Annotated in this window: 7 protein-coding genes and 1 pseudogene; 5 read left to right on the forward strand and 3 right to left on the reverse strand. The window is 71.5% G+C overall.

What is annotated here, in order from left to right; genetic code table 11:
• Positions 1 to 154 precede the first annotated feature (154 nt).
• The 3 genes and pseudogenes from SSQG_RS25775 to moeZ all read left to right on the forward strand — a co-directional run bounded on the left by SSQG_RS25775 (position 155) and on the right by moeZ (position 3,094).
• Positions 155 to 1,114, forward strand: coding sequence for an NAD-dependent epimerase/dehydratase family protein (locus tag SSQG_RS25775; RefSeq protein ID WP_003992793.1), 960 nt, complete (start codon positions 155 to 157; stop codon positions 1,112 to 1,114).
• A pseudogene (locus SSQG_RS25780) lies at positions 1,102 to 1,852 on the forward strand (spherulation-specific family 4 protein). Before SSQG_RS25775 ends, SSQG_RS25780 begins: the two are co-directional and overlap by 13 nt.
• Positions 1,853 to 1,915: 63 nt before the next feature.
• The gene (gene moeZ, locus SSQG_RS25785; RefSeq protein ID WP_003992795.1) at positions 1,916 to 3,094 is read left to right on the forward strand and encodes an adenylyltransferase/sulfurtransferase MoeZ; all 1,179 of its coding nucleotides are present in this window, start codon (positions 1,916 to 1,918) and stop codon (positions 3,092 to 3,094) included.
• A gap of 71 nt (positions 3,095 to 3,165) precedes the next feature.
• Here moeZ and SSQG_RS25790 read toward each other — a convergent pair whose 3' ends face one another.
• The 3 genes from SSQG_RS25790 to SSQG_RS25800 form a co-directional block, all read right to left on the reverse strand.
• The gene (locus tag SSQG_RS25790; RefSeq protein ID WP_039933616.1) at positions 3,166 to 4,635 is read right to left on the reverse strand and encodes an alpha/beta hydrolase; all 1,470 of its coding nucleotides are present in this window, start codon (positions 4,633 to 4,635) and stop codon (positions 3,166 to 3,168) included.
• Positions 4,636 to 4,772: 137 nt separating this feature from the next.
• Positions 4,773 to 6,320: an alpha/beta hydrolase gene (locus tag SSQG_RS25795; RefSeq protein ID WP_003992797.1), complete on the reverse strand. Its 1,548-nt coding sequence runs from the start codon at positions 6,318 to 6,320 to the stop codon at positions 4,773 to 4,775.
• A 143-nt stretch (positions 6,321 to 6,463) separates the two neighbouring features.
• Positions 6,464 to 9,196 carry a lysylphosphatidylglycerol synthase domain-containing protein gene (locus SSQG_RS25800; RefSeq protein WP_039933617.1) on the reverse strand — a complete coding sequence of 911 codons (2,733 nt, stop codon included), beginning with the start codon at positions 9,194 to 9,196 and terminating at the stop codon, positions 6,464 to 6,466.
• 186 nt (positions 9,197 to 9,382) lie between these two features.
• Between SSQG_RS25800 and SSQG_RS25805 the strand changes: the two genes are divergently transcribed.
• Entirely contained in the window at positions 9,383 to 9,772 is a 390-nt protein-coding gene (locus tag SSQG_RS25805) for an MGMT family protein (RefSeq protein WP_039933618.1), read from the forward strand.
• 266 nt (positions 9,773 to 10,038) lie between these two features.
• The coding region (locus SSQG_RS25810; RefSeq protein ID WP_158681205.1) for an ATP-dependent helicase at positions 10,039 to 11,531 on the forward strand (1,493 nt) is incomplete at its 3' end.

Here is an 11,531-nt window from a genome sequence, read left to right on the forward strand (position 1 = left end):
AGCCGTCGAGGCTCCCCGCAGCCACTGACACCGGCCCCACCGCCGAAGGCGCCCGCACCACCCCGTCCGTCCCGTCCCGCCCCGTCCCGTCCCGCCCAAGGAGAACCGACATGATCACCCACCCAGGAGCCCCGGCCGCCGCGGGAGCCGCGCGATGAGAGTCCTGCTGATCGGAGCCAACGGCTACATCGGGCGCTTCGTCGCCGACCGCCTGCTCGCCGACCCTGCCGTGCAGCTCACCGCCCTCGGCCGGGGCGACGACGCCGACGTCCGCTTCGACCTCGCGTCCGGCAGCCCCGGCGCCCTCACCCGCTTCCTCGACGCGGTCCACCCGGGTGTCGTCGTCAACTGTGCCGGCGCCACCCGGGGCGGTGCCCGGGAGCTCACCCGCCACAACACCGTCGCCGTGGCCACCGTCTGCGAGGCCCTGCGCCGCAGCGGTTGCGGAGCCCGGCTGGTGCAGATCGGGTGCAGCGCGGAGTACGGTCCCAGCCAGCCCGGCTCCTCGACGGCGGAGGACGCCGTGCCCCGGCCCGGCGGCCCGTACGGCGTCAGCAAACTCGCCGCCACCGAACTCGTCCTCGGCTCCGGCCTGGACGCCGTGGTGCTGCGCGTCTTCTCACCGGCCGGACCCGGCACCCCCGCCGGCTCCCCGCTGGGCCGGCTCGCCGAGGCCATGCGCCGCGCCATGCAGTCCGGCGACGGCGAACTGAAGCTCGGCGGTCTCGGTGCGCAGCGCGACTTCGTCGACGTCCGTGACGTGGCCCGAGCCGTGCACGCCGCCTCGCTCTCCGCCGCGCAGGGCGTCATCAACATCGGCTCCGGCCGCGCCGTACGCCTCCGTGACGCCGCCGCGGTCCTCGCCCGCGTCGCCGGGTACGGCGGCGCCCTCCACGAACTCGACGGCCCTCCCGGCGCCCTGCGCCCGGTCATCGGCCACCCCCGCTCCGACTCGGACCACGCGCCCCCGGTCACCTTCCCGTACCCGGACGGCTGCGGCAGCTGGCAGCAGGCCGATGTGCGCACCGCGCGCGACCGGCTCGGCTGGCGCCCCCGGATCGGGCTGGAGGAGTCCCTCGCCGACATCTGGATGGAGGCGGCATGCCGCATCTGACCAGCAGGCTGTCGCGCACCTCCGGCACGGAGCTCCGGTCCGGCGTCGGTGTCCCCGGCTACGCGCATCCCCTGCTCGCGCCCACCGAGTGGGGCACACTCGCCAGAAAAAGGCACCCCGCTGCACTGGGTCGTCCTCAACGTGACCGACGGGCCGGGCGCCCGCCCCGACCCGCACTGCCTGGAGGCGGCCGGCCGTCTGCGCAACGCGGGCGTCCGGGTCCTCGGCCATCTCAGTACCCGGTACGGCACGCGCACCTTCGGCGAACTGCTCGGGGACGCCCACCGCTTCGTCGACTGGTACCGGGTCGACGGCTTCCTCCTGGACCGCTGCCCGGCGGACCATGCCGGGCTGTCCGAGGTGCGCCGCACGGTCGCCGCCCTCCGGGGGATGCGTGACGGTGCCCACATCGTCCTCGGCCACGGCATCCATCCGCATCCGGGCTACGCCGAGCTCGCCGACCAGCTGGTCACCTTCTCCGGGCCGTGGAGCGACTACCGCTGGTCGCAGGTGGCCGAGTGGACCGCCGACCACGCGCCCGAGCGCTTCTGCCACTTCGTCCACGGCGTGCCCCGCCCCCACCTGGAGGAGGCGCTGCGGATCTCCCGCTGGCAGGGCGCCGCGACGATCTACTTCACCGACCGCACGGACTGCGGCGGGCGCACCGACCCCTGGGAGACCATGCCCGGCTACTGGGACGAAATCGTCTCGCGGATCGGAACAGGTGTCTCGGAATGAAAAAGCGCATGGCACTGTTACGGGGAGAACAACCGTAGTGATTGACCGACCAACGGAGTCCCCGTGTCGCTGCCACCCCTGGTCGAGCCGGCTTCCGAGCTCACCGTAGACGAGGTCCGCAGGTACTCCCGCCACCTGATCATCCCCGATGTCGGGATGGACGGGCAGAAGCGGCTGAAGAACGCCAAGGTGCTGTGTGTGGGCGCCGGCGGCCTGGGCTCGCCGGCGCTGATGTACCTGGCCGCCGCGGGCGTCGGCACCCTCGGCATCGTGGAGTTCGACGAGGTCGACGAGTCGAACCTGCAGCGCCAGATCATCCACAGCCAGGCCGACATCGGCCGCCCCAAGGCCGAGTCCGCCCGCGACAGCGTCAAGGGCATCAACCCGTACGTGAACGTGATCCTTCACGAGGAGCGGCTCGAGGCCGACAACGTGATGGACATCTTCAGCCAGTACGACCTGATCGTCGACGGCACGGACAACTTCGCGACCCGCTACCTGGTCAACGACGCCTGCGTGCTGCTGAACAAGCCGTACGTCTGGGGCTCGATCTACCGCTTCGACGGCCAGGCCTCCGTCTTCTGGTCCGAGCACGGCCCGTGCTACCGGTGCCTGTACCCGGAGCCCCCGCCCCCCGGCATGGTCCCCTCCTGCGCCGAGGGCGGCGTGCTGGGCGTGCTGTGCGCGTCCATCGGCTCGATCCAGGTCAACGAGGCCATCAAGCTGCTCGCCGGCATCGGTGACCCGCTGGTCGGCCGACTGATGATCTACGACGCCCTGGAGATGCAGTACCGCCAGGTCAAGGTCCGCAAGGACCCGGACTGCGCGGTCTGCGGCGAGAACCCGACCGTCACCGAACTCATCGACTACGAGGCCTTCTGCGGCGTCGTCTCCGAGGAGGCCCAGGCGGCGGCCGCCGACTCCACGATCACTCCCAAGCAGCTCAAGGAGTGGATCGACGACGGCGAGAGCATCGACATCATCGATGTCCGCGAGCCCAACGAGTACGAGATCGTCTCCATCCCGGGTGCTCGGCTGATCCCGAAGAACGAGTTCCTCATGGGCACCGCCCTGGAGAACCTCCCGCAGGACAAGAAGATCGTCCTGCACTGCAAGACGGGTGTCCGCAGTGCGGAAGTCCTCGCGGTGCTGAAGTCCGCGGGCTTCTCGGACGCGGTCCACGTCGGCGGCGGTGTGATCGGCTGGGTCAACCAGATCGAGCCGGACAAGCCGGTTTACTGATCCGGATACGGCTCTCCCTTCCGAGCGGCGGGGGCTTCGCGCACCACGGGTGCCCGAAGGCCCCGCCGTCGTCATGAGCAGACCTTGCCGTCCTTCGGCACCGAGCCGTCCAGCAGGTAGGTGTCCACCGTGGAGTCGACGCAGTCGCTCCCGCTGCCGTACGCGCCGTGCCCCTCGCCCCGCCAGGTGAGCATCACACCGACGCCCTTGCCCAGCTCGTCGGCCATCCTCCGCGCACCCTCGTACGGGGTGGCCGGGTCGCCCGTGTTGCCGACCACCAGGACCGGTGCCGCGCCCGGGGCGCTCACCTCCGGGCTGTCGTGCTGCCCTGGCACCGGCCAGTCGTGGCACCAGCCGGCCGTGTCCCAGCCGAGGTACGTGCCGAAGACCGGGGAGATCTTCTCGAACTCCGGCAGCAGCTTCTTCGTCTCCGCCGCGGTCGGCCGCTGCCTGTCGTCCAGGCACGATATGACCCGCTGGGCGTGGGTCGTCGTGCCGTACTGCCCCGACGCGTTGCGTTCGTTGTAGCGGTCGGCGAGGGCCAGCAGCTCCGAGCCGTCACCCCGCTCCGCCGTGTCGAGGGCACTGGTCAGTGTCGGCCAGCTGTCCTTGCTGTACAGCGGCAGGATGATCCCGGTGACCGCGAGCGACTGGGTCAGCTTCCGCCCGGGCGTGGCGGTCGGCAGGGGCCGGGTGTCGATCCGCCGGAGCAGGTCCGCGATCCTCCGGGTGCCCTCCGCCGGGTCCTGGCCCGTGGATTCGAGGTAGCCGTTCAGCGCGCGCTGGAAGCCCTGCGCCTGGTTCCGGGCATGGCCGACGGTGTCGGCGCCCGGGTCGACGACCGCGTCCAGCGTCATCCGGCCCACCTTCTTCGGGAACAGGTGGGCATAGGTGCCGCCGAGTTCCGTGCCGTAGGAGATGCCGAAGTAGTGCATCCTGGCGTCGCCGAGGACCTCTCGGATGCGGTCCATGTCGCGGGCCGAGTCGGCGGTCGAGACGTGCGCCATCAGCTTTCCGGCGTCCTCCTGGCAGCCCTTGCCGAAGGCGGTGGCGTCCTCGAGGTACGCCTTCTCCTCGGCGGGGGTGTCCGGGGTGGTGTCCACCGACTCGGCCGCCTGGATCTCCTTGTCGCCGCGGCAGCGCACCCCCTCGCTGGCGCCCACCCCACGCGGGTCCCAGCTCACCAGGTCGTACCGCTCACGGAGCTTGGAGACGGTCGGGGCGTACGACGGCATCATGGACATGCCCGAGGCGCCGGGGCCGCCGAAGTTGAACAGGAGCGAGCCGGCGCGGTGGTCCCCGCGGGCCTTGGCGCGGATCAGCCCCAGCCCGATCGTCTCGCCGTTCGGTTCGGACCAGTCCAGCGGCACCTTCAGCGTCGCGCACTGCCAGTCGCTGCCCGGCGCGGGGGCGTCGGAGGTGGCCTCGCACCGGCCCCAGGAGAGTCCACCGCTCTTGTCGTCGGACGAATCACCGCCGCATCCCGCGGCCAGCAGTGCCGAGGCGACCGCCAGAGCGGTCCACCGTGGAAAACGCGCCATGGGCTCCATCCCCCCTCGCATGCCGTCCGCACCGTGCCGCGGATGGCGGTCAGGCCATGGTAGGCAGACGCTGCGTCGGTCGTTGCGGCCTGTGGATAACCTTCTGACCTGCAGCTTTGTCGGGACAGTGGCTTCGCTCAGGTGCAGACCGTCCCCGCCGGCGGCACCTTTCCGTCCAGCAGATAGCCGTTCACCGCGCCTTGTACGCACGTGTTCTTGCTGTCGTAGGCGCCGTGCCCCTGCCCCCGGTACGTCAGCTCGACACCGACACCCTTGCCCAGCGCGTCCACCATCTTCCGCGCGCCCTCGTACGGGGTGGCAGGGTCCCCGGTGTTGCCGACGACCAGGATCGGCGCCGAGCCGGGCGCGCTCACGTCCGGATGGTCGGCGGCGCCCGGCACGGCCCAGTCGGTACAGCCGATCATGCCCCACGCCAAGGTGTCGCCGAACAGGGGGGACGCGGCCCGGAACTCCGGCAGTTTCCGCTGTACGTAGGCGGTGTCGTAGCGGGGTTTGGCGTCCGCGCAGCTGATGGCGGTGAAGGCGGCGACCGAGTTGTCGTACTCGCCGTTCTTGCTGCGCCCGTTCATCGAGTCGGACAGCAGCATCAGGATGCTGCCGTCGCCGCCGTACGCCTGGTTCAGGCCCTCGGTGAGGGTCTCCCACAGGTCCTGCGAGTACAGGGCTTGCACGATGCCGTTCGTCGCCGCGCTCTGGGTCAGCTCGCGCGGGAAGACGCCTGGGATCGGCTTGCTGTCGAGGGATTTCAGCAGCGCGGCGATACGGTTCTTCACGTCCTGCGCGCTGTCGCCGATGGGGCATTTCTCGGTCTTCGACACGCAGTCCTCGGCGAAGTTGTCGAGCGCGAGCTGGAATCCCTCGGCCTGTCCGAGCGAGCTCTGTTCGGGGTTCTCAGTGGGGTCCACGACGGCGTCGAACACGGCGCGGCCGACCCGCTTGGGGAACAAGTGGGCGTAGACGCCGCCGAGTTCGGTGCCGTAGGAGAAGCCGAAATAGTGCAGCTTGTTGTCGCCGAGGACCTGACGCATCAGATCCATGTCGCGGGCGGCGTCGGTTGTACGCACGTGCGGCAGCTTCTTCCCGGAGTTCTGCTCGCACGCCTGGTTGAAGTCCTCGGTGTTGTCGACGAACTCGGTGCGTTCGGAGGCGTCGTCCGGTGTGGCGTCCTGCTGGAAGTACGCGTCGAGCTGCTGGTCGTTCTCGCAGAACACAGGGGCGCTGCGGCCGACGCCCCGCGGGTCGAAGCTGACCAGGTCGTAGCGGGTGCGCAGAGTCTCGAAGTCCTCCCCGAAGCCGGGCAGGGTGGTGACGCCCGACTGGCCGGGGCCGCCGAAGTTGAAGATCAGCGAGCCGATGCGCTCGCTCTCGCTGCCGCTGGTCCTGGCCCGGATCAGCTCGAGGTCGATCGTGTCGCCCTTGGGGTCGTGCCAGTCGAGGGGCGCCTTCATGGTGGCGCACTGCCACTCGCCGCCGTCCGGCAGCGGCGAGGGGGCGGTGCCTCCGCCCTGGGCCTCGTCCGGGGCCGGGCAGGCCTTCCAGTTCAACTGCTGCTGTGTGAGGTCCTCGTCCTTGGCGCCGTCGTCACCGCAGCCACCCAGCACGGCGGACAGCAGCACGGCGGTGGCGGTCAGGGCGGCGGCGCGCAGCCGGAGCAGGCGTGGCATGGTTCCATCCTGCGGCGGTACGGAGCCGGACGCGCGGGGCGCGTGCCGTACGAGGTAAGAGGGGCTGATGTGGCCAGAAGGCCTGTCTCTGGCCTGACGGCGGCCGCTTACTGGTCTGAACGGCGGCCGACGGGCGAGCTCTGTCAGAGGGCCTGCTTGCGGGTCAGATGGTTGAAGGCCAGCCAGCCCGGCAGCACCGGAATCCACAGGGTCAGCAGCCGGAACAGCAGGACGGCCGGTGCCGCGACCTCCTTCGGAAGCCCGACGGCGATCAGACCGACGGTCAGCGTCGCCTCGACGGCGCCCACGCCACCCGGTGTCGGTGCCGCGGAGCCCAGCGCGTTGCCCGCGAGGAAGACGACGGCCACGCTGGCGATGCTGATCGAGGTGGAATCGTCGCCGAACGCGCGGATCGACGCGTCCAGGCACATCACGAAGCAGGCGGTCAGCAGCAGCATGCCGCCGATACCGGTGACCAGCTTCTGCGGCCGCTGGAGCACGTCCAGCATGCGCGGCACGACACCCGCGAACAGCGACCTCACGCGCGTGACGACGAACTTCCGCAGGAACGGCACCGAGGTCACCACGAGCACGAGCACCGCCACCGTCAGCAGACCGGCGATGACCGTCCGGGACGGCGACAGCGACGGCGTCTTCTCGGTTCCGGTCAGATAGCCGAAGGACAGCAGCATCAGGATGTGGCAGCCGAGCCCGAACAGCTGTGACGCGCCGACACTCGCCACCGCGAGCCCCGGCCGCACTCCCGCGCGCTGGAGGAAGCGCGTGTTGAGAGCGACACCGCCCACCGCGGCCGGCGCGACGATCTTCACGAACGACCCGGCGACCTGCGCCGCCACGGTCCGCAGGAACGGCACCCGCTCGGGCACGAAGCCCAGCAGCGCCATCGCCGCCGCCACGTAACTGCCCATGGAGAACAGCACGGCCGCGGCGACCCAGCCCCAGTCGGCGTTCGAGATGAGCGGTCCGAACTCGATGTGCGTGAGTTGCGTCAGCAGGAAGTACGCGCCGATCGCGCCGGCGATGAAACTGATCAGGGTGCGCGGCCGCACCCGCTCGAGCCGGGCCGGCTCGACCGGTGCCTGCGGCCTGATCCGCAGCACCTGGTGCCGGATCTGCGTGAGCAGGTCCTCCTCGCGCGCCTCCTCCAGGGCCTCGTCGATGGCCCGCTTCTCGGCCCGCTGCTCCGCCCGTACGGCCTTCTTGTCGGGCTTGTCCGGGACCGGTGCGGTGTCGTCTTCGGAGGCCTCCTCCAGGCGGGCCTGCTTGGCCTGCCGGGACGCCTCCAAAACCGCGTCGCGCTCGCGCTGCGCCCGCTCCCGGGCCAGTCTGCGCAGCGTCGCGCGCGTGGAGCGGCTGAGCGCGATGGGCTGGAGCATCGGCAGACAGTCCGCCACCGCGTCCGGCCCGAGCACGCCCACCGCCGAGGCGACCGCCCGCTCGGCACCGACCCGCAGACCAAGGGTCACCAGCAGCTGGGAGATGTCCATGCGCAGCAGCAGATCGCCGGCCGCGATCTCGCCGACGCGCAGGTCGGTGAGGATCACCGTGCCGGAACGATCCACCAGAATGGCGTCGCCCACCAGCCTGCGGTGCGCGATGCGCCGGGACTGGAGGGCCTCCACCTGGTGCCAGGTGTCGCGCAGCAGGTCGTCGGTGATCTCCTCGTCCGGCAGCGAGTCGAGAGTGCGCCCGCCGCTGTGCTCGTAGACGAGCATCACCGCGTCGGGGCCGAGTTCCGAGGTCGCGATCAGCTTGGGCGCGTTGGCGCCGGCCGCGATGGCCGCGTACGCCAGCAGTGCCTCCTGCTCCAGGGCCTGCCGCAGCGACTGCAGGCTGCTCCGGGTGGCGAAGCCGCGCAGGGTCAGATTGCGCCAGGCGCGGTAGAAGAAGCCCTGGGCCTGCTGCTCACGGTCGACGACCGTCACGTCCAGCGGCGGGCCGTCCTCCAGCGTGACGAAGTAGCGGCGGCCCCGGTCACCGGTGTCCGGGTTGTCCGAGGTGTCCTCGCGGGACGCGCTGACCGGGTGGAAGCCGACGGTCCGCAGGCCCGCCATCAGCGTCTGCCCGGTGGGCCGGACGTTGGGCGAGCCGACCGCGTACAGCGTGCCGTAGGCCACGGTCCAGCCGATCAGCACGGTCAGGATGATCGAGAACGGTGTCGTGTACCCGGTGACGAGCATCGAGAAGGCGTCGAGGAGCAGCACGACCCACAGCACGGCGCGCCATCGGGGTCTGCGGGACATGCCGACGGCCGTCATGTACGCGATGACCGGCGCCAGATAGCCGTGCACGGGGTCGGTCAGCGCGTGGATGTCGCCGGGGGAGGGCTGGGTGAGCGCCTCCTGGATCGAGTCGGGGGCGGCCCGGGCCACCCACAGGTCGGTGGCGAGGGTCACACCGTGTGCGAGGACCGCCGCGAGCACGCCGTCGGCGATCCGCAGCCCGTCCCGTTTGATCAGCCGCTCGATGGCGAAGGCGACCGGCACCAGCAGGATCGCGATGCTGGAGGCCAGTCCCGCGATCTTGATGAGCAGGTCGGGTGCCTGCCCGGTGCCCTTGTTGATGTCCTGTTCGAGGCCCGAGGTGGTGCCGTGCGCGAACGCGGCGATCCCGATCAGCACCGCGATGGCGAGCACGCCCACCAGCAGCCGCATCAGATCGGACGGGCGGTGCACGCGCGCGGGGAGCAGCGGTTCGTCGCCCTCCACCTCGTCGATGTTCACGATGTCCGGTTCCCCGGAGACCGGCCGGGCCTGCTTCCCGCCCGCCTTCGGGCCGTCGTCCGGCGTGTCCGGGCGCGACGCAGCGTCAGAGGTGCCCTCCGTGTCGTCCGGGTGCGCACCCTGCTGCTTCATGGTCTCTTCTTGGTCTCGTATCACCGGTCACCGCCCGCACGATGGTGGCATGCCGCACCGACACACGGGGGCATCAGGGTGCACATGCGGGGTCGGACAGTCTGCCCGACGTGCGCCCGCCGGGCGAGGCGAACGCTCCGGAGCAGGCGCGGCCCGTTGTCGGTGGGGTGGGGCAGGATGGGACGGATGAGTGAGCAGAGCCCTGAGGGGGGCCGGTACGAGGACGAGCGCGCGCAGGCGCTGCCCGCGTACGCCGAGCGGGTCCTGGATGTGGCCGAACTGATCCCGCCGGGCCGTGTCATGACATACGGGGACGTCGCCGAGTGGCTCGACGAGGGCGGTCCACGGCAGGTCGGCCGCGTCATGGCCCTCTACGGGGGAGCCGTTCCGTGGTGGCGCGTCGTCCGCGCGGACGGCGTCCTGCTCCCGGGGCACGAACAGCGGGCGCTCGGCCACTACCGCGAGGAGGGCACGCCCCTGAAAGAGGCGAGCCGGGCCGCCGAGGGCCATCTGCCCCGCCTCGACATGAGACGGGCGCGTTGGGACGGCGGCGAACGCGCGGAGGGTCACACCTGACAGCTTCCGGCATCGGACGCCCCCTCGTGTGACCCGTGATCCGGACGGGGGAATCGGGGCACAGGAGCGGCATGACGTACGTTCGTGAGACGAGGGGCGTGAGTGCCATGAGTGCCGCGAGTGACCGGCGGGAAGAAGGGGAAGCCCTGCTTCCGCCCCACCCGTCGGCGTAGCGTCGGCCGCACACGTCCCCGTCACCCCGCGGTCACCGCCCGCAACGCGCGGTGGCCCGCCCACCAGCACTTCCACCAGGACCGGCGAACCACGTGAGCTCCTCTTCCTCCACCAACGGCCTTTCGCACCCCCGGGTGCGGCGGGGGAGCCGTGGCGCTTACCGACTGGTACGTACCCCTCCTGCCCGAGTGGATCCCCCTCTTTTGGACGCCTCGCAGCGCTCCGTGGTTGACCACACCACCGGACCGCTGCTCGTCCTCGCAGGTCCCGGCACCGGAAAGACCACCACGCTCGTCGAGTCCGTGACCGAGCGCATCGCCCGCGGCGGTGACCCCGAGCGCGTCCTGGTCCTCACCTTCAGCCGCAGGGCGGCCGTCGAACTGCGCGACCGCATGGCCCAGCGGACCGGGGCGGCCCGCGCTCCCCAGGCGACCACCTTCCACTCGTTCTGCTACGCCCTGGTCCGCGCCCACCAGGACAGCGACCTGTTCGTGGAACCGATGCGGCTGCTGTCCGGCCCCGAGCAGGACGTCTCGGTGCGGGAGCTGCTCGCCGGCCAGGTCGATCTGGAGCGGCTCGGGCTCGCGAACGTGCGCTGGCCGGACGAGCTGCGCGCCTGCCTGACCACGCGCGGGTTCGCCGACGAGGTCCGGGCGGTCCTCGCCCGCACCCGTGAACTCGGCCTCGGCCCCGACGCCCTGGACGACTTCGCCCGCCGTACGGGACGCCCCGACTGGCGCGCCGCCGCCGCCTTCCTCGCCGAGTACCTCGACGTGCTCGACCTGCAGGGCGTGCTCGACTACGCGGAACTCGTCCACCGCGCGGTGCTCCTCGCCCGCCGGCCCGAGGCCGCCGCGTGGCTCGCCGCCCGGTACGACGCCGTCTACGTCGACGAGTACCAGGACACCGATCCCGCTCAGGTGCGGCTCCTGCACGCCCTGGCCGGCGGGGGCCGCACGCTCGTCGCCTTCGGTGACCCCGACCAGTCGATCTACACGTTCCGCGGGGCCGACGTGAACGGCATCCTCGACTTCCCGCACGCCTTCCCCCGCGCGGACGGCCGCCCGGCCCCCGTCAAGGTGCTGCGCACCTCCCGACGCTCCGGCGCCGCCCTGCTGGCCGCCACCCGCCTGCTGACCCAGCGCATGCCGCTGACCCGGCTGCCCGCCGAGAAGGTGCGCGCCCATCGCGAACTCGCGCCCGTCCGGGACGGCGGCCGGGTCGAGGCGTACACGTACCCGACGTCCGGCACGGAACTGGACAACATCGCCGACATCCTCCGCAGGGCCCACCTGGAGGACGGCGTCCCGTGGAGCGAGATGGCCGTCCTGGTACGCGCCGGTTCCCGCACGATCCCGACCGTGCGCCGCGCCCTCACGGCGGCCGGCGTACCCGTGGAGGTGGACGGCGACGACGTACCGTTGCGCCACGAACCGGCGGTGGCACCGCTGCTGACGGCGCTGCGGGCGGTGGCGGCGGCGGAGGCCTCGGGGGCCGCCGGCGCGGCGGCGTCCGGCGAGCCCGAGGCGACCTCCTGGCTCGACACCGAGACCGCCCTCACCCTCCTCACCTCACCCCTCGCCGG

Origin of the sequence: Streptomyces viridochromogenes DSM 40736 (assembly GCF_000158955.1) — a bacterium.
Classification (GTDB): Bacteria; Actinomycetota; Actinomycetes; order Streptomycetales; family Streptomycetaceae; genus Streptomyces; species Streptomyces venetus.

Excerpts from the sequence above, each read along its gene's own strand:
- SSQG_RS25795 (WP_003992797.1), bottom strand. The coding sequence starts at position 6,320 with ATGCCACGCCTGCTCCGGCTGCGCGCCGCCGCCCTGACCGCCACCGCC.
- SSQG_RS25805 (WP_039933618.1), top strand. The coding sequence starts at position 9,383 with ATGAGTGAGCAGAGCCCTGAGGGGGGCCGGTACGAGGACGAGCGCGCG.
- SSQG_RS25800 (WP_039933617.1), bottom strand. The coding sequence starts at position 9,196 with ATGAAGCAGCAGGGTGCGCACCCGGACGACACGGAGGGCACCTCTGAC.
- SSQG_RS25775 (WP_003992793.1), top strand. The coding sequence starts at position 155 with ATGAGAGTCCTGCTGATCGGAGCCAACGGCTACATCGGGCGCTTCGTC.
- SSQG_RS25790 (WP_039933616.1), bottom strand. The coding sequence starts at position 4,635 with ATGGCGCGTTTTCCACGGTGGACCGCTCTGGCGGTCGCCTCGGCACTG.